A 20,911-nucleotide genomic window follows, 5' to 3' on the forward strand; every position below is an offset into this window, starting at 1 on the left:
CGGTCACTCGTCTCACGAGGCATTCACTACTTGCCATTGTGAAACCTGGCGAAGCCATCGACCCCTTCAGTACCTTCGGATGGCTTGAAGAACTGTCGCCCCACCGGGAGTCACACGTGAATCGCAGTCGCGCCCTGCCCGCCGCCGTCGTCTCACTGACGGCGGCCACTGCCCTGCTGCTGAGCGGATGCGGGGGTGGAGGCGACGACAAGGACTCGGGCAAGGACAAGATCGCCGGGGCGGATGAGGGTGGAGCGAAGAAGTCCACTTCGCCGAGCGCGAGCAAAAGCGACGTTCCTGGCATCGAGCGCCCGATGATGCAGCTCCCCTCCGACGTCAGCCTCGTTTTCGACGAGGTCAACGTGAGTCAGCCCGAGCAGGCCGCAGCCGCGAGTGACGCCCAGAGTTTCGTGCGAGCCATCCGGTACGGCATCACCGAGCAGGACGTGGACAGCGCGGCGTACAAGTTCTATTCGGAGTACAAGAGCCCCGCTCAGGCGTACGCGAAGGACCAGATCAAGCAGCGCGTCGACCGAGGGCTGACCATCAGCGGGGAAATGCGCTTCTCCCGCACCAAGGTCACTCCCGCCGTAAACAAGAAGACGAGCGTCGTTTCCTTCTGCAGCGACAGCACCAAGCTCTACAGCAAAGAAGTGAAGACCAAGAAGGTCCATCACACAAAGCCGAGCGTCAACGATTACTACTCCTGGCAGGTCCTCATGACCCCCTCCAAGAACGCCAAGGGTCTGTGGCGGGCCCAAAAGGTGCAGGTGCAGGAGAAGGCTGAGGAGTGCAGGTGACCACTCGCCGGATATCGCTGGTCCTGACTGCCACAAGTACCGCCCTGCTGCTCGCGGCCGCGGGCCCGGCGGTGGCCGGTGAGGACCCCGTGATCAGCGACAGCAATACGTCGGCCACGAAGAAGGACAACACCGTCGGCGCCATGGCGCGCATCAGCTACAAGTCGTCCGGGAACGACGGGCCGGGATCGGGCCCCGTAACCTCCGTCGACCCCAACTGGACGCCGCCACCATGCTGGTACGCACCGGAATGGAAGGCCGGCGAGTTCGCGAAATTCCGCGACCGGCTGTACTTCACCGCGCGGCACGATCCCGGGGCTCCACGGGATGAGTTGAAGAACATGTCCGACGAGAACCAGGGCTACGCCAAGGACAACTACAACATCGACAAGGAGAAGGAAGGGATGTGGTGGGGCGCCCAGTTCAGCCCCGACGCCACGCTTGAGGAACAGCAGAAGTGCAACAAGCCGCCCTTCTGGGTCGAGAACGGTGAAGACCCCGGCGTTCCCGAGGCCATCGACGCCGAAACTCTCGCCGAGCTCGCCTACAACCAGATCAAGGTCCCCGGCACCAAGGTCTCCCTCGCCCCCGACGGCCCCTCCAAGGTGAACCTGCCCACCTGGGCCTGGCTCGACAAGGGGGACTTCGAGCCCGTGTCCGTCACCGCCTCGCTCGACGCTCCCGGGCTGCACATCGAGGCGACGACCACCGCGAAGCCGGTCGCGCTCAGCATCAAGCCGGGCACCGAGGACGCCGTGCGGATCCCCGCTTCCGGCAAGTGCGAGCTCAACGGCGACGGTTCGATCGGGGAGCCGTACGCAAAGGGCAAGTCGAAGCAGACTCCGCCCTGTGGCGTCACCTATCAGCGCTCTTCGGGCGATGGCACCTTCAACCTCCAAGCCACCGCCACCTGGGAAATCACCTGGACCGGCACGAACAGTCCGGGCGGCGAGCTGCCCGACGGCGAGTACGGCAACGATCAGCCGATCACCGTCGAAGAGATTCAGTCCGTCAACCGCTGATCGCACACGGCCGGCTGGCCGGCTTCGCGTGACGGTCATGACCTTCGCCGCCGCACATTCCGCCGCCGGTACTCCCCTCGTCACGCGGCGCCCCGACGGCGATTTCGTCGTCACGATTCGGCACTCGGACGACGTCATCCCCTCAGACCCTCCCGTGACAGAACCCCCATGGAACCGCCTCCGTCGCGACAGTAAAGTGCGGCCAATGAGCAACGGGGTGGGATGGGTGAAGGCGGGACGGGTGGGGGATCGACAGGTGGTAGGTGCGGGTGCGGTTGCGGTTGCGGGTGTGGGGTCGAGGGGGCGGCAACGGCGACCGCGGCGATCGCGATTCCTCGCCTTGCTCGCCGCCCTCTCCTTCCTCCTCCTCATCGGCGGCGCCACTCCCGCGCTCGCGGCCCCCACCGCGCCGGACGACGCCGCCCCCACCCAAGCCGCCGCCCTAGCCACCCTCCTCCGCGCCGACCCCGTCTACGTGACCGACCAGCTCCCCCGCGACGTCCCCCGCTCCACCGCCCCGCAGTTCAGGAAGTTGGCCCAGCGGACCAAGGTGCCCACCTACGTTCTCGTGCTGCCCGACCAGGGCGGCGTCGGCGGAGAACGGCTGCTCGCGGCCGTGCATGACCGGCTGGGTCGGGACGGGCTGTATGTGCTCGTCGACGACATGGGTGTCGTCGACGCCGCGGCCTTCGGGGTGCGGGCGCCCGCCGATGACGCGTCGACCGTCGCGCTCTATGAACTTCCGTACGATGCGGGACCCTTGCTCAAATTCGAGCGGTTCACCGACGTCATCGCCCTGGGCGGCAAGAAGGCCGCCGAGCGCGCGGAGAGCGCCCGTGAGAAGAACGAGTCCTCCGGCGGCGATGTGCCGAAGATGTACATCGCTCCCGTCGACCGCGACAACCAGTCGTTCGTCACCGGCATCGCCCTCAGCGGCGTACCGCTGCTGATCATCGGTCTCAGCCCGTACATACGCCGATGGCGGCGGCGCGTCACAGGGACGGCCACCACCAGCGGCCCGCACCGCCGCCTGAGCGCCCGCCGTCTCGAGGCCGGGGCAGCCGTGCTCGCCGCCGGAGCGATCGCCCTCGGTGCCTCGCTCGTCTTCGACCAGGAGACCTCCAGCGCCGCGCCGCCACCCACCGCATCCGACCTGTCGAGCCGCGTCGAGCGCGTCGCCGACGGGCTGCGGGAGAGCGGTCCGCTCTACAGCGATCCCGAGAGCCCCCACGTACTCGACGCCACGCAGGAGCGGGAACTCAGGGAGCGGGCCCGTGAATTCGGGCGCGGACCGGTGTTCGTCGCCCTCGTTCCGCAGCTCACCGAAGACGAGTCCGAGGGCGAGCCCGAGCTTTTCGTGGAGGCCGTGCGGCAGAAGATGGGGGCCAAGGGCGACCACGGCGTGTACGTCGTCGCCGATCCGATCGCGGGCTCCATCGACGTCGTCACGTACGACGTGCGCATCGACGCCGACCTCATCGGCTTCGAACTCCCCGACTCCATCCGCTACGGCGATGACGACGACCGCTCCACCGACCACCGGCTCGGCAAGCGGCTCGACGACCTGATGACGTTCCTCGACAAGGCGCCGCGCACCGCTCAGCCGGAGACCTCGTCGCTCGGCATGGACGACGCACCGGAGCCCGTCGACGACAACGAGCTCTCGCCGCTCTTCTCCGGTGACTTCTGGCCGGGGCTCCTGGTCGGCGCGGTCGCGGCCGGGCTTGTCTTCGGGGTCGTCGCCGCCGTGCTCGGGCTGCTGCGGCTCATGGTGCCGGGTCTGCGACGGCCGCGTACGACGTCGGCCCCTTCCGCCACCACCTCCTTCGAGGCTCCCCCGGACCCGTCCCCCGCTTATCTGCGCCGCACAGCGCGCGACGAACTCGATGCCCTGGCCCGCGAGTTCGATGCGGCGGAGGTGCAGGGCGCCGCGCTCGCCTCCGCCGTCCGCACGCGTGTATGGGACTGTCTCGACACCGCGACGCTCCTCGCCGACCGCGACCCCGACGGCCACGTCGACGACGACGCCACGCCCGCCGATCTCGCCGCCGCGATCGTCCTCGCGCGGGCCGGCCGGGGCGCGCTCGTAAGGGCCGACAAGACCTGCTGTGCGCTCAACCCGCTGCACGGCCCGGCCACGGGGTGGCGCGACGCCCAGTACGCGGCTGACGAGCAGCGCCTGCGCACCATCCCGGTGTGCGCGGAGTGCCGCGTCCTGGTCGCCGAGCAGCCGCGCCTTGCCTACACGCTCCGGCTGACGCTGCCGGGCCCGCGGCGCGGTGAGCGCGTGCCGTACGAAGAGGCGCCGGGTCCGCTGCCGGCGGCTCGTGACGGAATCCCTCAACTCATCCGCCAGGTCAGGGAGTACGCCGGTGTCCAGTGATGTGAAGCGCGCGCTCACGAGGGTGGGTGTGGCCCTCACGACGGCGGGCGTTGCCCTCACAGCCCTGGTCGCCTCGGTGTCGCCGGCGGTCGCGCGAGCGCCAGGGGCGCCGAGTCCGGGCGAGAAGGTCGCCGACGCGTTGCGCAAGTCTCCGGTGTACGTCGACTCCGCGTACGCCGACTCCGTACCTCCCGCCCGTCAGAAGCAGCTCGTCCGGCAGATCGAGAAGACCGGTCTGCCGATCAAGGTGGCCCTGGTGCCGATCGTGCAGGGCGACGCGTACGACGGCGAGGCCGACGCCTTCGCGGAAGTCGTACATGACCGCGTCGACCGCCGCGAACTCGTCCTCATCACCGGCGGCGACAAGTGGAGCGGAGACCTCAACGGCTACGAGTGGCCCGCGGACCAGCACCAGGCCAACGACGCGGTGGGCGCGGTGGGCTTCCTGGACGAGACTAAGGACGCGGGGCTCGCGGACCGGACGGAGAAGGCGATCGAGCTGATCGCGGAAGGCGACGGCACGAAGGTGTACGAGGACGCCACGGACCACCTGCGGGACGGTGACAGCGGGAGCGGCAGCCTGCCTCGCGAGGACACCGCCGGAGCGGACGGCGGCGGCACTCCCTGGCTGCTGCCGGTCGCGGTCACCGTCGCTCTCGCCCTGGCGGCCGGGGCTCTGCTCTTCTTCGTACGCGGCCGGGCACGGAGCCGGAGGGGCGGCCCTCGGCGCTTTCCGAGCGCGACCGGAGCACCCTTCGCCTTTCCCCAGGCGGTGTTCGCGGCAGCACATACGGCTGACGAGGAGGCGCTGCGCCGCCAGACCGAGGCGGAGGTCCTCGCGCTGGGCGAGGCCGTCCAGGCGGCGGACACCTCAACTCCGGGGCTGCGACGCGCACTCGACGCCTACGCCGCCGCGGGCACGGTCCTCGACGCAGCACGCGGCCTGCCGGACCTTGCGGGTGTGCTGGCCCTGGTGGCGGAAGGCCGGGACGCGCTGGACCGGGCGGAGGGCGCGACGCCCCCGCTCCCCCTCTGTTTCTTCAACCCCCTGCACGGCCGCGCCGACCGCCGCACCCGGTGGCGCCCGCTGGGGCGGCGCGATCAGCTGCACATCGCGGTGTGCGAGGAGTGCGGGGCGGCCGTCCGTGCCCGCCGGGCCCCGCAGGTACTCACGGACGAGGGCCCCGAGGGTCACAGGATTCCGTACTTCGAGGTGCCCGCCGAGCGGAGCGTGTGGGCTGCCACAGGGTACGGGTCGCTGCTCCGGGTTTCGGAGGGCGAAGGCGAGGGTCTCGCGGCGCGGGTGGGGCGGGGGGACTTTTCGCGGGGGCGGGACCGGGGGTGAGGCCCCGTTCCTCGCGGGGGCGAGGGCTCAACACCTGACCAACGCCGCCTCGCGTCACGACACGATGACAGTCCACCGCGATGAGGCGAATCACCCCATTTTCGGGCCTGGTAGAGCCGACCACCCCACCGTTAACGTCATCCCCTCCACCCTCACACGTCCCCCACCCTCACCGGGAGCCCTCAGTGAACGGCCGCACCTCGACCATCGCCGTCTCCCTCACCACGGCGGCCACGCTCCTCCTGACACTGACGGCCTGCGGCAGCGGCGATGACGACAAGGGAGGCCAGGACGGCAAGGGCGGGAGTGCCGACAAGGCGACCGGATCCTCCGCGCCTGCCGCCAAGAAGAAGCCCACGAAGTCGGCCGCCCAGCTCGCCCTGACCAAGCGCGAGGTACCCGCCCACACCATGGTGGAGCCCTCTGACAACTTCGTCTTCGCGAAGTCGAGGGAGACCGTCAAGCTCGACAAGCCCGTCTGCGCCCCGCTCGGGTACGCGATGAGCCAGTTCCCCGTCGGCGACACGCAGGACAGCTTCGTGCGCGTCGCCGAGAAGAAGGAGTTCGACGGCGCCTTCACCTACGTCACCCTCGCCACGTACGCGCCCGGGAAAGCGCAGGACGCCATGGCCGACATGAAGAAGGCGCTCAGCGCGTGCGAGGGCGGTTTCACGGCGAAGGGCGACAAGGCCTCCAACGTGTACGAGTCGGTCACCACCGAAACCTCGGGGACGGCGCCCACACCCGACGCCGACGAGTCCCTCGCCTTCAGGGCCACGACCAAGTACCAGAGCGACACGCACACCGTACGCACGCAGGCCACCCGCCACGGCGACACCATCGCCCTCTACTTCGCGGTGGACGCCAACGCGTTCTTGCAGTCGCGTTCGGGTAACGGCGAGATCTTCCCGGCAGTGGTCAAGTCACAGGAGAAGAAGCTCAACTGAGCCTGCGAGCCGCCCGCTTCGCGTCACGACACGATGACAGTCCGCCAGTATCAGGTGGCTTGTCCCGCTATGGAGCCTGGCGGAACCAGTAACCCCACGGATAGCGTCAGGCTGCTTGAGACACCCCTCGCCCCACCGGGAGCCGACCGTGAATCGCCGCACCATGCCCGTCACCGCCGCGCTCGCCGCGACCGCAGCCCTGCTCTTGACGGCGTGCGGCAGCGGAGACGACGGCTCCAAGGACAACGACAAGATCGCTGGCGCCGACCAGGGGAAACCGAAGAAATCGACGGAGCCGTCGTCCGCTCCGGCGGAGGACGAGCCGGACGGCGTGGATCTGACGCTGCCCAAGGACATCAACCTTGTCTTCGACTGGAAGAAGCCGAATGACAAGGACGAGGCCGCGGCACTGGATGATGCCCGGCACTTCGTGCAGTCGATCTATCGGGGAGTCGCGGAGCAGAAGGCCAACGACCCGGCCGTCTCCGCTTACGCGATGGACAAAGGGCTCAGTTACGCCCGCACCCAGATCCAGGGCCGCATCGACGCAGGGCTGACCTCCACAGGCACTCGGCGCCACTTCCAGGAGAAGGTGCGGAAGTCACCGAACGGCAATGCGGTCGAGGTCTCGTTCTGCGTGGACTCCAGCAAGTTCTACTCGAAGGAAGTGAAGTCGAAGAAGGTGCGCAAGGGGGCACCCGGACCAGCTTCGTACGACTTCTTCAAGATTATTATGTCCAAGTTTCCGGGGGATGATGACTTGTGGCGTGCTTCGGTCGTGTACGTGACGGAAAAGGCGGGCCAATGCGCCTGAACCGAGCCGCGATCACCTGCCTCACTCTGTCCGTCGCCATCAGCGGTCTCCTGGCGAGCGGGGTCGCCCACGCCGACGAAGACTTCGGCAACGGCAAGGGCGGCGAAAAGGAGGAGCAGGGCGGCAGCGACAGCACCGGCATCTTCGCGGCCGCCAAGGTGCAGTACTCCGGAGCCGTCACCAAGGACGGCAGCAGCGGAAACGTCACCTCCGCCGACGTCAACTGGGACCCGCCGCCCTGCTGGTACGCCCCGTACCTCGGTGCCAAGGACTTCAAGAAGAAGATGTCGGCGAACATCAAGGATCAGCTGGATACCCCCGGACTGGGCTCGGGGGGAACCGCCCTGGGGCAGCTCCAGCGCCACTACGAGGACAACTTCGGCTGGACGGACACCCCCGGCTACAAGGACTACAACGTCGAGAAGGACGGCAAGGGGATGTTCTGGGCGGGCGTCGAGAACCCCAATGAGCCGGACGCCCTCGCGCGGATGTCGTGCTCCGACATTCCCTTCTGGGTCGACAACGGCGAGCCCCCGCCGCCCCAGCACGAGGAGGCCATCACCTCGGAGATGCTGGCCGCCCTCGCCTACCAGCACATGGAACTGCCGGGCACCAAGGTCACCCTCGCGCCCGAGGCCGTCACCAAGGTGAATCTGCCCACCTGGGCCTGGCTCGACAAGGCCGTGTTCGACGAGGTCAAGGCGACGGCGGCCATCAACGTCCCCGGCTTCAACCTCGAGGCGACCACGACCGCCAAGCCGAAGTCCCTCACGCTCGACCCCGGGACCAAGGACGCGACCATCATCCCCGCCGACGGTGAATGCCCCATCGTCGACGGCAGGATCGGTGAGCCCTACGCGAAGGGCAAGTCCGAGGAAACCCCGCCCTGCGGCATCACGTACCACCGCTCTTCCGGCGGCGAGACGGTCCCTCTCAAGGCTTCCCTTACGTGGGAGATCAGCTGGACGGGAACGGGCCAAGCGAATGCGGAGCCCATGCCCAACGGCACGATCGAGGCGGTCCAGGACATCACGATCGAGGAAATCCAGTCCATCAACCGCTGACAAGCCCCGGCGGCGCGGCGGCGCGGGATGCGCCTACCGCGCCGCCCGGCTCTTCCCCTTGCCCTTCTTCCGCAACTTTCGCAGCCGCGCCTGTCGCTCCGCCTGGCGGTGCGCCGCGCGGCCCGCACGAAACCGGTGGACGGCCCACCCCACGGCCCCAGCCGTGATGGCGTACGACACGATGGCCGGGCCCACGCCGTCGACCGCTTGGCAAGTCGGCTCGTACGAGCGGCAGTTGCGGCCGGGCAGAGCCTGGAGGAAGTACAGGGTCAGGACGGCCGGCAGTCCCCAGGACACGGCCTTGCCCACGCCGCGGGCGAGCCGCCACGGCGCGGTGGTCCCCTGCCAGGCGTCAGTGATCCACAGCCCGGCGATGACTCCGGCCACGGCCAGCAGGCCGCACACCACCCCGAAGACCCACGCCCCGCCCGGCCAGTCCACCATCAGGCCCGGGGCCTGACGGATCGCGGAGCGCCAGGCGCCCTTCGCCCAGAGGAAGCCGACCACCGCGGCCGCGAGCACCAGCACGGCGGCAGCGATACCGAATCCGTCCCGAGGGCGGAAACGGGCTTGCTGTTGCGTCATCGTCAGTCCCAGTGCAGCGTGCCCGCCACCGCGTCGAACAGTTCCACCATCCGGTCCGCGAGCGGGTCCACGGGGGTGGAGAAGTTCAGGAGCAGCCAGCTCTTGGTGGCGGGGATCGGGACGTAGTACGTGACGAGCGTGTTCGGCAGGGTGCTGCCCAACTGGGCGGACGCGTCCGACAGTTCCCTGCGGCGCTGGCGCACGGCGCGGCCCGCCGCCTCCAGGGTCACCACGCCGACCTCGGCGGTCTCGTCCTGCGGCTCGGCGTCGGAGCCGTTCTTGCTCGCCAGGTGCTCCGCCAGCTCCTCGGGAGAGGAAATGTTCGGCCACTCGTCCGGGCCCGGGATGCTGATCAGGAGCGAGGAGGCCAGCGGGAGCTGGCCGACGGACAGGGTGGAGATGTAGAGCTCGGTGCCGCCGATGCCGTAGGCACCCTTGGCCTTCTTCTGCATCTCCCGCATGAACTGCTTCTTGATGTGCGGGGCGTTGTCCACGCCCCGGAACTGCTGGTCCGCCAGCGCCATGATGCCCTGGTCGCGGTGCTCGGGCGCGAGCGGCAGCTGGAACCAGCCGTCGGGGACGATGACGTTGTAGTCGGAGGGCGGCGAAGTGAATTCGCTGGCGTTCTTCATCGGATTCCGGGTCTCGAATTCACTCAGGTCGTCAGGATTCCGGCTTCGGGACGATCTCGTTTCCGTCCTCGTCCGCGATGTCGTTTCCGTCCTCGTCCGCGATCTCGTTTCCGTCCTCGTCCACCAGGGACAGCCTCAGCGTCGGGACGATCTCGTCCACCCGCTGTGTGTTCTCCTCCGTCAGCTGGATCTTCTCCCACGTCGCCGTCACCACGACGAGGCTCTGCATGCCGGGCGGGAACACCGCGTACTTCACGAACTCGGTGATGCGCCGGCCGAGGCCCAGCATCCGCTTGATCTTCAGCGTCGCCTGGACCCGCAGCGCGGGGCCCGCCGCCAGCTCCAGGCGGGTCACCTCCGGCTCCCCCACGACCTCGCCGTTCTCCCACTCCAGGAGCAGGGGCAGCACCTCGTCCGGCGTGGGACGCGGCACGCCCTCGTCCCCGTACGAGTCGACCATGAGGCTGATCAGGCCCTCGCCGCTCTCGGAGTAGTACGCCGCCGCCAGCGCCGGAGCGTCCTCGTTGAGGTTGAGTGCCCGCTCGGCCATGTCGTCGAAGACCGCGCTCTTCTCGATCTCCAGGGAGAGCGGGTTGAGCTCGTTGACGGTCTTGGTGGCGAGTGCCTTCGCCTCGGCCTTGGAGGGCTCGCGCAGCGTCAGGTCGACCCAGCCGGGCTGGAGGTCGATGCGGACCGCGAAGTCCTCGGACAGCGCCGGGACGTCGTCGTCTGGTGTGTTCACTGCGTTCCTTCTTCGGTGCGGTGGGAGGACTCAGGCCACGAGAGCTTCAGCGGGGCTCAGGCCACGAGCGGGTTGAGGTTACCGTCAAGGCCGAGGCCGGCCAGTGTGATGCCCGCTCCGGTGACCCCCAGACGCGTCGCCGTCTTCGAGATCTGGCTCACGGCGTTGACGTCGAAGTTGCCGAGTCCGGCCGCTCCCGACTTGATGGCCTTCAGGTCGGAGGCGACACCGGGGTCGGCCATGGAGAACGACTTCCCGATGCCCTTGAAGGCGCTTCCGCCGCCCCGCTCCGCCAGCTCGTTCCTCGCGGCAGCGAAGTTTCCGCTGCCGGGCTTGAGGGTCTTGAGATTCTTGCTCCAGGCCGCCTTCGAGAACGGCTCGGTGAAAGGCTCCTTGAGGGACTTCCAGCCCTCGCCCTTCTCCAGCTTGAACTTCTTGCCGGAGAGCTTGCGCAGGTTCTTGTTCGCCCGGGTGACCTGCTTCGTGGTCCGCGCCTTTCCGGCCCGGCCCATCTTGCCGAGTGCGTTCTTGGCGAACTTCCCCGCCACCTTGGAGAAGGCCTTGCCCACGCCCATCAGCAGGAAGCCGACCGCCGCAAGCCCCACGTCCATCCAGTCGGCGTTGCCCTGGAAGACCTGGATGATTGTGCAGATCGTGGTGATCAGCGTGGCGATCATGGCGATCGCGCCCAGGACTCCCGCCAGCGCCTGGCCGATCACCGGAATCCAGCCGACCACCAAGGAAAGGATTCCGCAGACGGTGGAGATCAGCTCCGTCACCGACTTGATGTCGTCGACGAGGGTCTCCCAGAAGCCGTCCTTCAGGGAGTCGTCCGCGATGACGTCCTCGATCGCGTCACGGGCCCGCTTCGCCGCGTCGTCCCGGACCTTCCTGGCCTGGTCGATCTTCTTCCTTGCGGCCTCGATCTCGTCGCCCGCGGCGTCCCGCGCCTCCTCCAGCTTCTTCTTGCCGTCCTTCCCGTCCCCGCCGCCCTTGTCCTTGTCCTTGTCCTTGTCCTTGTCCTTGTCGGACAAGCCGTCCAGGCTCTTCTGGCTCGCGCTCTTGCGCTCGTCCGCGTCCTGCGCCTCCTTGAGCGCCAGGTCCGCCATCTCCTGCGCCCGGTTCAGGTCCGACGCGTAGTTCTTCGGCTTGGCGTGCAGCTTGTCGTCGAACCTGCCGCCGACCTCCGTGACCTCGCTGCCGAAGGCGTCCGCCGCCGTGTCGTAGCGCTTGAAGGCGGCTTCCAGCTTCTTCACGTTGCCCTGGGCCTTCTCGCGGAACTCCTTGCCCGCCTTGCTGTCCCAGGCCTCCACCTCGGAGACCGCCTTGATGTTCCTGATCTGCTTCTCGAGCTCGTCGGCGGTCTTGCGGAGCTTCTTCCCCAGGTTCGCGACCCGGTCGGCGTCACCGGGGATGGGGTCGCTGTCCGCGACCGGGTGCCAATCGCGTGGGCGTCCGGCCATGGGTCAGCCCTTCTTCTTCGACTTGGGGTCGTCCGCGCCGCGGATCGCCTCGGCCAGCTGATGGTCGATGTCCTCGTAGGCCTCGGCGGCGGCCTTGGCGATCTGGGCGAGCGCGTCGACCTCGTCCGTCAGCCTTTTGCGGCTCAACTTCCAGTTGTCGGCGAAATCCCCGAACTTGTCGGCCAGATCGCCGTTCCCGAAGTCGTCCTCGTACTGACCGCCGAGGTCTTCCAGGCCTTCGAAGGCCTTCTTCACATTGTTGAGCCCGGTGCCCATGCCCTTGATCACGTCAAGGTCCAGCCTGGCCCGGTCGCCACCGCCACCCACAGCGCCCCCATGCATCGCACTACCGACATACGACCTACCGACATACGACCGGTGCGATGGACCGCCGCGGCATGCGGCGGCCCATCGCACCGGGTTGTTCACCTGCCCGAGGGCCGGATCACTCGCCCTGGGGCCCGATCACTCGCCCCAGGAGAGGATCACTTGCCCTTGACGCCCTTGGCGAGGTCGTCGTCCAGGTCCTCGTACGCCTTCGCGGCGCTGGTCAGGAACTTGCCCATGCCCGTGAGGCCCTCGATGGTGTCCTTGGCGCCCTTCTTGAACTCCTTGAAGGAGTCCTCGAAGGCCTGCGAACCCTTGCGAGTCGTGTAGCCGTTCTTCACCAGGTTCTCGACGAAACGCTCGAGAGCGTCGAGCTTCTCGTCGATCTTGTCCTTGGCGTCGTTCAGCTTGCCCGCCGCGGTCCGCATCTCCTCATAGGTGATATCGGCGTCTTTGGCCATGTGGCTTCACATCCAATCCAACTCGCCGCAGGGCCATCCCCCTTGGCTCCTCCGTGCGGGCCGCGCGAAGGCCGTCCGGCCGTTCATGCGATCTTCCGCTCTTGGGTCAGCAGCTTACGGGTGGGGCAGAAGTGAGCACACCCCGGTTGAGTCACAGCTCTGCTATGAGCTGGTGCACAGCCCGTTGCCTGCGGGAAGGGTGGAGCGGCTATCGTCACAGGCACTGTGGACAGCCTCACAGCACTGTGGACAAGCCGCCGTGACCGCACTCCGGAGCAACTGCGAAAGCAAACCCGGAAGCGGTCAAAAGGGGCTCTAGGGGAGGACGATCGTGCGCCTGACTCTGACCGTCGTCGATCCGCTCGGCGGCGCGAACGCCGACGTCGTGCTCGACGCCGATCCTGAGTCCTCCGTGGGGGACATCGCCAAGGAGCTGGCCGCCCAGGTGGGGTACGGCGGCGGCGACGCCCAGATCATCCCCATCGGCGGCCATCAACTCCAGCCCGGCACCGGCCAGGGCGGAGCGCCGATCGTCTTCGTGGACGGCTATCCCATCGACGCCGCCGCGACCATCGGGACCTCCCCGCTGCGCGAGGGCGCCGTCGTCAGCCTGCACGACCCGGCGGGCTGCCTGCCCGGCGAACCCACCGGCCTGGTCGAACTGCGCGTCGCGGGAGGCCCCTCGGCCGGCGCGGTGCACCGGCTCGGGATCGGGCGCTACGACATCGGCAGCGGGCCCGCCTCGTACATCCGCGTCGATGATCCGGAACTGCCCTCGCGCGCCCTGACGTTGTCAGTTGCAACCGATGGCACCTGCCAAGTCGCCGTACATGGTGACAAAGGCGGCGTGACCCTCGACGGCAAGAAGTACGACGAACTCGAAGAAGAAGCCGAGAAGAACGAGAAAAGCAACAAGCCGGGCAAAAAGAAGAAGAAGCGCGACGCCGCCGACAGCACCGACGCTGCCGACAGTGACGTCGAGAATGATCCGGGCAGTAATGCGTGGAAGAAAGGGGAATGGCCGCTCGGCGCACAGATCGCGGTCGGCAACACCCTTTTCGAACTCGACCGCTATACGCCGCCGAATGCCGCCCTGAAGTGGTCGGAGGACGGCGCCGGACTTGATTACAACCGGCCGCCCCGACTCCGTCCCCCCGAGCGTCAGACGAAATTCAGGCTGCCGAGTCCGGTACGTGATTTCGAGGCGCGCCCGCTGCCCTGGCTGATGGCGCTCACGCCGCTCGTCGGTGCCGTCGTATCCGTGATGATCTTCGGGCGCTGGTACTACCTGATCATGGCGCTGCTCAGCCCGCTGATCCTGTTCGGCAACTACTTCATGGACAAGAAGCACGGGCGCAAGTCCCATGCCAAGCAGGTCAAGGAGTACAACGAACACAAGGCGCGGATCGAGAAGGACGCCCAGGACGCGCTCGTCGCCGAGCGGCTCGACAAGCGGCAGGCCATCCTCAGCCCGGCGGGCATCCTCTCGCTGAGCACCGGCCCCCGTACGCGGCTGTGGGAGCGGCGGCGGACCGACGGGGACCATCTGCTGATCCGCGTCGGCACCGGGCGGATCGACTCCGAGGTCGTCCTCGACGACCCCGAGCAGGACGACCACAAGCGCGAGGTCACCTGGAAGATCGAGGACGCGCCCGTCGCGCTCTCGCTGCGCGACCTCGGCGTGATCGGCATGGCGGGACCCGGCGACTCCGCGCAGGCGCTCGGCCGCTGGGCGGTCGCGCAGACCGCGGTCCTGCACAGCCCGCTCGACGTGCAGTTCTACGTCCTGACCGAGAACTCGGCGCGCGAGACGTGGGACTGGACGCGCTGGCTGCCGCACTCGCGGCCCGCCGGTGCGCAGGACGCCAACGTGCTGATCGGGACGGACGCCGAGACCGTCGGCTCCCGCATCGGTGAGCTGACCCAGATACTCGCCGCCCGCCAGAAGGCCGCCAAGGAGAACAACCGGGGCGGCGCGGCCTCCTTCGGGGACCCCGACATCGTCGTGGTGTGGGACGGGTCCCGGCGGCTGCGGTCCATGCCCGGTGTGGTGAAGCTGCTGCGCGAGGGCCCCGCCGTGTCGATGTACGCGCTCTGCCTCGACGACGAGGAGCGGTTCCTGCCCGGCGAGTGCCAGGCCGTCGTGATCGCCGAGCCGCGGCCGGAGGAGATCGGCCTGCCGGCCAGGCCCACCGCGTCGGCCGCCGCGCAGCCCGCCCCGGCCGCTCCCGGCGGTTTCCCGTCCTTCCAGGCGTGGCACCAGAGCGCCGACGACGGCGAGCAGGGCGCCGACAAGCCCTTCGAACTGCGGCTGCGCGTCGAGCGGACCGACGCCGCCCGCATCCGTTCCGTACGCCCCGACTTCGTGTCCCCCGCCTGGTGCGGGCGGCTCGCGCGGGCGCTCTCGCCGCTGCGCGACATCAGCGGCGAGACCGAGGACTCGGCGCTGCCGGGGTCGAGCCGGCTGCTCGACGTGCTCCAGCTCGAGCCGCCGACGGCCGAACAGATCACCGCGCGCTGGCAGGTGAGCGGCCAGTCGACGATGGCCGTCATCGGTGAGTCGTACGACGGGCCCTTCGGCATCGACATGCGGCGGGACGGGCCGCACGGCCTGATCGCCGGTACGACCGGTTCCGGTAAGTCGGAGCTGCTTCAGACCATCGTGGCGGCGCTCGCGGTGGCCAACACCCCCGAGAACATGACCTTCGTCCTCGTGGACTACAAGGGTGGCTCCGCGTTCAAGGACTGCGTGAAGCTGCCGCACACGGTGGGCATGGTCACCGACCTCGACGCGCACCTCGTGGAGCGCGCCCTGGAGTCGCTTGGCGCCGAGCTCAAGCGGCGCGAGCACATCCTGGCGGCGGCCGACGCGAAGGACATCGAGGACTACCAGGACCTCGTACGCCGTGATCCCTCGCACCCGCCCGTGCCCCGACTCCTCATCGTCATCGACGAGTTCGCCTCCATGGTGCGTGACCTGCCCGACTTCGTGACGGGTCTGGTCAACATCGCCCAGCGTGGCCGTTCGCTCGGCATCCACCTGCTGCTCGCCACGCAGCGGCCGTCCGGTGTCGTGTCGCCCGAGATCCGCGCCAACACCAACCTCCGCATCGCCCTGCGCGTGACGGACGGCGCCGAGTCCGCCGACGTCATCGACGACCCGGCGGCAGGGCACATCGCCAAGAGCACGCCCGGCCGCGCCTACGTCCGCCTCGGTCACGCCTCGCTCGTCCCCTTCCAGTCGGGGCGTGTCGGTGGCCGCAGGCCCGGCGCCACCGACCCGGCGCTGCTCGCGCCGTGGGCGGGCCGGCTCGGGTGGGAGGACCTCGGCCGTGCCGCGCTCGTGAAGCCCAAGGCCGCGGCGCGCGAGGAGGAGGAGATCACCGACCTCAAGGTCCTCGTGGACGCCGTGCGGGACGCGAACGCGACGATGGGGATTCCCGCGCAGCACAGCCCGTGGCTGCCCGCGCTCTCCGAGACGCTCCAGCTCGACGAGATCCCGCGGCCCGCCGCGAGCGACAAGCCGGGCGCGCTCGCGCCCGCGCCGTTCGGCCTCGAGGACATCCCCTCCGACCAGGCGCGGCGTCCGGTGGTGGTGGACTTCCATTCCTTCGGGCACCTGCTCGTCGGCGGTGCCCCGCGCAGTGGCCGCTCGCAGATCCTGCGGACGATCGCGGGCTCCATCGCGCGTACGCACTCGTCCGCCGACGTCCACCTCTACGGCATCGACTGCGGCAACGGCGCGCTCAACGCGCTGACCCGGCTTCCGCACTGCGGGGCCGTCGTCAGCCGTAACCAGACCGAGCGCGCGGTGCGCCTCATCACCCGCCTCAAGGGTGAAGTGACGCGCCGCCAGGATCTGTTGGCCGACAAGGGCTTCGCCGACATCGGCGAGCAGCGGGCCGCGGTGCCCGAGGAGGAGCGGCTCGCGCACATCGTCGTGCTGCTCGACCGCTGGGAGGGCTGGCTGCCGACGCTTGGCGAGTACGACCACGGTGAGCTGACGGACGAGCTGCAGGCGATGATGCGCGAGGGCGCGAGCGTCGGCATCCACCTGGTCATCACCGGTGACCGCCAGGTCCTCATCGGCCGCATGGCCTCGCTCACCGAGGACAAGTACGGCCTGCGGCTCGCCGACCGCTCCGACTTCTCGATGCTCGGCATGAACGCGCGCAAGGTGCCGGAGGAGATTCCGCCGGGCCGCGGCTTCAAGAACGAGCACGGCACGGAGACGCAGTTCGCCCTCCTCTCCGAGGACTCCACGGGCCAGGGCCAGGCCGCGGCGCTCACCGAGATCGGCGAGGCGGCGGCCGTCCGGGACGCGGACGTGCCACGCGCCCGCAAGCCGTTCCGCGTGGACAGCCTGCCCAGCCGCATCACCTTCGCCGACGCGTGGGAGATGCGGGACCCGGAGGCCTCGCGCTCCAAGCTGTGGGCGCTCGCGGGCATCGGCGGCGACGACATCATGGGCTTCGGCCCCGACCTCGCACAGGGCGTGCCGACGTTCGTCGTGGCGGGCCCGGCCAAGTCGGGCCGCAGCACAACACTGATGAACCTGGCGCGTTCGTACCTCACTCAGGGCGTACGCCTCGTGATCGCCGCCCCCCGCCCCTCGCCGCTGCGCGAACTCGAAGGCCAGGAAGGCATCCTGAAGGTCTTCAAGGACGACGACATCGAGAGCGACGACTTCAAGGAGGTCGTGGAGTCCGCGACCCCCGAGGACCCGATCATCTGGATCATCGACGACGGCGAGGTCCTGGAGGACTGCGACGCCGAACGCGAGTTCAAACGCCTGGTCCAGCGCGGCGCCGAACGGGGCCTCGGCCTCATCATCGGCGGCGACGAGGAGGAGGTCTGCGGCGGCTTCTCCGGCTGGCAGGTGGAAGCGAAGAAGGGCCGCCGAGGCATCCTGCTCTCCCCCCAGGACTCATCAAGCGGCGAACTGATCGGCATCCGAACCACCCGAAGCATGGTCGGCGGCCCCATCGCCCCAGGCAAGGGCCTCCTCTATACGGGCAGCGGAGAGCCGGTCACTGTCACTACGCCGATGTGACGGCGGCAGGACTGACGGGTGGCGGCCCGCCCGGACGGCCGCTCGTCAGTCCTGACGGGTGAGGGTGGCTTCGGGGTTGCCTGATTGTTCGTTTTCCGAGAGGTAGAGGAGGGTGTCGTTCTTGGGGCGTAGGCGGACCGTGTGGGCGTTCTTCGTGCACTGGGCCGCGCTTTTCGCCTGGCCCTTTCCCTCGGCCACGATTTCCTTGTCCGTCACCGACTTCAGGGTCAGGTCCACCGCGCAGGTCCCGCCCAGTTGGTCGGTCTGGGTCATGACGGCGAAGCGGTCGCCGATCTTGCCTCGCTCTATCTTCAGGCTGAACGTGCCCATTGGGACAGCGCCGTTCGCCGCCACCGCCTGGCCTTCCCAGGTGCCGCGGTAGGACGCGGGGACCTCGTCGGCCCCCTGGTCCGCGCCGTCGCTGCCCGGCTGTTCGCTCGCGGTCGCGGCCGGGGGGTGGCCTCCCGCGTCGCTCGCGTTGTCGTCGTCGTTGCCCGGGAGCAGGCCGAAGACGAAGACCGAGCCGACCGTCACCGCGGCGAGCGCGCCCGCCACGCCCAGGACCAGCGTGCAACTGACCTTGCGGCCACGCCCGTCCGCCCCACTCGGCGTGGACGCCGCGGCGACCGAGACGGTCATCCTGCCCGGCACCCCCGAGGGCTTTGGGGCTGGGGTGGACGTTTGCGTGGGGACGTATGGGGGTGGGGACGGGAAATTCGCGTACGACGGGTCCGGGGGGCCGAAACCCTGCGCCGGGGCGTGTGTGCTCGGGGAGCCGAACGGCACCGGGCCCGACTGCTGTTCCGCGACCCCGGCCCCCTCCGTCTCCAGGTCCAGGAGCCGCACCGCGCTTCTGGAGACCCGTTCGACCAGCGGGCCCGGCAGCCAGCCGGCCGCCACCAGGCCGGCCACACCCGAGGGCGCCAGTCGCCGTGCGAGTTCCTCCGGCGCGGGGCGGGCCCCCGGGTCCTTGGCCAGGCACTGCCGGGCGATGTCCCGCAGCTCCCCTGTCAGCGGCCCGAGTTCCGGCTCCTCGTGCACGACCTTGTAGAGCAGCGAGGCGGACGAGTCGCCGGGGAAGGGTGACGCCCCCGTCGCCGCGAACACCAGGACCGCCCCCAGCGAGAAGACGTCCGCCGCCCCGGCCACCCCCTTGCCGAGGATCTGCTCCGGCGACATGTAGCCGGGCGACCCGACGGAGACCCCCGTCGACGTGAGCGAGGCCGTGCCGTCCGTCGCCCGCGCGATGCCGAAGTCGATGAGCCGGGGCCCGTCCATCGTGAGCATGACGTTCGACGGCTTCACGTCACGGTGGACCAGGCCGAGCCCGTGCACATGCGTCAGCGCCTCGGCGAGGCCCGCCACCAGTACCCGTACGGAGTGGGTCGGGAGTGCGGACTGGTCACGTACCGCGTCGGCCAGCGAAGGGCCCGCCGCGTACCCCGTGGCCACCCACGGCACCGCCCCCTCCGGATCGGCGTCCAGGACCGGCGCGGTCCAGTCGCCGCCCACCCGCCGCGCCGCCTCCACCTCGCGCCGGAAGCGGGCGCGGAACTCCTCGTCGAGCGCGAAGTGGGGATGGACGACCTTCACCGCGACCGTACGGCCGCCCGAGCTGCGACCCAGGTAGACCCGGCCCATACCGCCCGAACCGAGGCGGCCGAGCAGTCGGTAGGGGCCGATGACGGTCGGTTCACCGGGATCGAGCGGGTGCATGACGAAGGCCTCCCCCGGACGCGCCGCACGGCCGCGGCCACCGAGCCGCGCGCATTGTCTGCAGCTCAGGGTAGACCGCGGGCCCGCACGTTACTGCGATGCGCCCAGCAGCTCCACCCGCACGTCCGCGGGGAACCCGGTCGTCTCGCCCACCCGGCGCGCGAACTCCGCGACGCCCTCCAACTGCGCGCTCCCGAACCGGAAGTCGAGCGTCGTGAAGTACTTCTCCAGGACCCCCGCGTCGAAGGCCTCCCAGCGCGCGGCCTGCTCGGAGACCTTGCCGACCTCCTCGAGGGAGAGATCACGCGAGGACAGGAACGCCTTGTGCACCGCGCGCACCACGTCGGGCTCGCGCTCCGCGTAGTCCCGCCGGGCCGCCCAGACCGCGAAGACGAACGGCAGCCCCGTCCAGTCCTTCCACATCTGGCCCAGGTCGTATACGTCCAGACCGAGCCGCGGGCCGTCGATCAGGTTGGCCCGCAGCGCCGCGTCCCCGATGAGCACGGCGGCGTCCGCCTCCTGCATCATCACGCCGAGGTCGGGCGGACACGTGTAGTAGTCGGGGCGCACGCCGTACCGCTCGGCGAGCAGCAGCTGCGCCAGGCGCACGGAGGTGCGCGAGGTCGAGCCGAGCGCGACCCTCGCTCCGTCCAGCTGGTCCAGCGGTACCTGCGAGACGATCACGCAGGACATCACCGGGCCGTCGCAGCCGACCGCGAGATCGGGGAAAGCGACGAGGTCGTCGGCGTTCTTGAGGAACTCGACGAGGGTCACGGGCGCGATATCGAGATCGCCCCGCACCAACTGCTCGCTGAGCTTCTCGGGGGTGTCCTTCGTGAGCTCGAAGTCGAGCAGTGTGCCGGTGCGCGCGAGGCCCCAGTACAGAGGCATGCAGTTCAGGAACTGAATGTGACCGACGCGTGGCCGGGGGGTGCGGCGGTGACCGGAGAGCTGATCTGAGCCCTCCCCGGCGATGGCGTCAACGGGAGAATTGTCCACATCGGGGAGGCTAGCCCCCTTGCGGTACGGTGCAGAAAGCGGGGCCCCGATCCCGTCCTTGTCAAGAGCTTTCGACCTGGCCCGTCAACCCCTCTGGGGGGTCCGTCAAACATCCGGGTGACGTGATCTTGCCCCCTATTGCATTCGGCTGCCTGCGTGCTAAGCTCGCCGCAAGTTGCAGTTTGGTTTCCCTTGCAGTACAGAGCCTGCGGAGCATGTGACCCGCGGGCTCTCGTCGTTTTCAGACTTATGCAGTTGTTTCAACAATCGCAGGTTCTGGAGCAGGGCAACCCTTTGGCCCAAGGAGGGCTTATGGCTACCGGAACCGTGAAGTGGTTCAACGCCGAAAAGGGCTTTGGATTCATCGCCCAGGAAGGCGGAGGCCCCGACGTCTTCGTCCACTACTCCGCGATCAACGCAAACGGCTTCCGCTCCCTTGAGGAGAACCAGGCCGTGAGCTTCGACGTCACGCAGGGCCCGAAGGGTCCGCAGGCGGAGAACGTCACCCCCATGTAGTGGGGCGCCCCATTCACGTGGGGCGTGTGACAGTTCCGGTGA

At 69.0% G+C, this 20,911-nt stretch carries 17 protein-coding genes; 9 read left to right on the top strand and 8 right to left on the bottom strand.

Annotation, left to right across the window (positions count from 1 at the left end; all coding sequences use genetic code 11):
• Nucleotides 1-116 precede the first annotated feature (116 nt).
• The 7 genes from AB0M70_RS27485 (at nucleotide 117) to AB0M70_RS27515 (ending at nucleotide 8,375) form a co-directional block, all read left to right on the top strand.
• Nucleotides 117-800 (top strand): hypothetical protein, encoded by a 684-nt coding sequence (locus AB0M70_RS27485; protein WP_365823729.1) that lies wholly within the window; start codon nucleotides 117-119, stop codon nucleotides 798-800.
• Nucleotides 797-1,822 carry a hypothetical protein gene (locus tag AB0M70_RS27490; RefSeq protein ID WP_365823731.1) on the top strand — a complete coding sequence of 342 codons (1,026 nt, stop codon included), beginning with the start codon at nucleotides 797-799 and terminating at the stop codon, nucleotides 1,820-1,822. The genes AB0M70_RS27485 and AB0M70_RS27490 overlap by 4 nt, the downstream gene beginning before the upstream one ends.
• A 340-nt stretch (nucleotides 1,823-2,162) precedes the next feature.
• The gene (locus AB0M70_RS27495; RefSeq protein WP_365823733.1) at nucleotides 2,163-4,205 is read left to right on the top strand and encodes a hypothetical protein; all 2,043 of its coding nucleotides are present in this window, start codon (nucleotides 2,163-2,165) and stop codon (nucleotides 4,203-4,205) included.
• Nucleotides 4,195-5,550, top strand: coding sequence for a hypothetical protein (locus tag AB0M70_RS27500; protein WP_365823735.1), 1,356 nt, complete (start codon nucleotides 4,195-4,197; stop codon nucleotides 5,548-5,550). Before AB0M70_RS27495 ends, AB0M70_RS27500 begins: the two co-directional genes overlap by 11 nt.
• Before the next feature lie 185 nt (nucleotides 5,551-5,735).
• A complete protein-coding gene (locus AB0M70_RS27505; protein ID WP_365823737.1) occupies nucleotides 5,736-6,497 on the top strand; it encodes a hypothetical protein in 762 nt (253 codons plus the stop codon).
• 163 nt (nucleotides 6,498-6,660) lie between these two features.
• Nucleotides 6,661-7,311: a hypothetical protein gene (locus AB0M70_RS27510; protein WP_365823739.1), complete on the top strand. Its 651-nt coding sequence runs from the start codon at nucleotides 6,661-6,663 to the stop codon at nucleotides 7,309-7,311.
• Nucleotides 7,302-8,375, top strand: coding sequence for a hypothetical protein (locus tag AB0M70_RS27515; RefSeq protein ID WP_365823741.1), 1,074 nt, complete (start codon nucleotides 7,302-7,304; stop codon nucleotides 8,373-8,375). The genes AB0M70_RS27510 and AB0M70_RS27515 overlap by 10 nt, the downstream gene beginning before the upstream one ends.
• 33 nt (nucleotides 8,376-8,408) lie before the next feature.
• On the opposite strand, the gene AB0M70_RS27520 is transcribed toward AB0M70_RS27515, so the two are convergent.
• The 6 genes from AB0M70_RS27520 to AB0M70_RS27545 form a co-directional block, all read right to left on the bottom strand.
• Entirely contained in the window at nucleotides 8,409-8,960 is a 552-nt protein-coding gene (locus AB0M70_RS27520; RefSeq protein ID WP_365823743.1) for a hypothetical protein, read from the bottom strand.
• 2 nt (nucleotides 8,961-8,962) lie between these two features.
• The gene (locus AB0M70_RS27525) at nucleotides 8,963-9,592 is read right to left on the bottom strand and encodes a hypothetical protein (RefSeq protein WP_365823745.1); all 630 of its coding nucleotides are present in this window, start codon (nucleotides 9,590-9,592) and stop codon (nucleotides 8,963-8,965) included.
• A gap of 31 nt (nucleotides 9,593-9,623) precedes the next feature.
• Nucleotides 9,624-10,334, bottom strand: coding sequence for a hypothetical protein (locus AB0M70_RS27530; RefSeq protein ID WP_365823747.1), 711 nt, complete (start codon nucleotides 10,332-10,334; stop codon nucleotides 9,624-9,626).
• A 56-nt stretch (nucleotides 10,335-10,390) separates the two neighbouring features.
• Nucleotides 10,391-11,797, bottom strand: coding sequence for a hypothetical protein (locus tag AB0M70_RS27535; RefSeq protein WP_365823749.1), 1,407 nt, complete (start codon nucleotides 11,795-11,797; stop codon nucleotides 10,391-10,393).
• 3 nt (nucleotides 11,798-11,800) lie between these two features.
• Complete coding sequence (locus AB0M70_RS27540; protein WP_365823751.1) at nucleotides 11,801-12,085, bottom strand: hypothetical protein; 285 nt, start codon at nucleotides 12,083-12,085, stop codon at nucleotides 11,801-11,803.
• Between the two features lie 197 nt (nucleotides 12,086-12,282).
• Nucleotides 12,283-12,585 (bottom strand): WXG100 family type VII secretion target, encoded by a 303-nt coding sequence (locus AB0M70_RS27545; protein ID WP_365823753.1) that lies wholly within the window; start codon nucleotides 12,583-12,585, stop codon nucleotides 12,283-12,285.
• 331 nt (nucleotides 12,586-12,916) lie between these two features.
• Between AB0M70_RS27545 and AB0M70_RS27550 the strand changes: the two genes are divergently transcribed.
• Complete coding sequence (locus AB0M70_RS27550) at nucleotides 12,917-17,638, top strand: FtsK/SpoIIIE domain-containing protein (RefSeq protein ID WP_365823755.1); 4,722 nt, start codon at nucleotides 12,917-12,919, stop codon at nucleotides 17,636-17,638.
• 45 nt (nucleotides 17,639-17,683) lie between these two features.
• Here the strand turns inward: AB0M70_RS27550 and AB0M70_RS27555 are convergent, their stop codons facing one another.
• Nucleotides 17,684-19,354 (bottom strand): protein kinase, encoded by a 1,671-nt coding sequence (locus AB0M70_RS27555; protein ID WP_365823757.1) that lies wholly within the window; start codon nucleotides 19,352-19,354, stop codon nucleotides 17,684-17,686.
• Between the two features lie 90 nt (nucleotides 19,355-19,444).
• Complete coding sequence (locus AB0M70_RS27560; protein ID WP_365823817.1) at nucleotides 19,445-20,329, bottom strand: menaquinone biosynthesis protein; 885 nt, start codon at nucleotides 20,327-20,329, stop codon at nucleotides 19,445-19,447.
• Between the two features lie 336 nt (nucleotides 20,330-20,665).
• Here AB0M70_RS27560 and AB0M70_RS27565 point away from each other — a divergent pair, with 336 nt between their 5' ends.
• Nucleotides 20,666-20,869 (top strand): cold-shock protein, encoded by a 204-nt coding sequence (locus AB0M70_RS27565; RefSeq protein ID WP_006138897.1) that lies wholly within the window; start codon nucleotides 20,666-20,668, stop codon nucleotides 20,867-20,869.
• Nucleotides 20,870-20,911 lie beyond the last annotated feature (42 nt).

This window comes from Streptomyces sp. NPDC051214 (assembly GCF_040682375.1).
GTDB lineage: Bacteria > Actinomycetota > Actinomycetes > Streptomycetales > Streptomycetaceae > Streptomyces.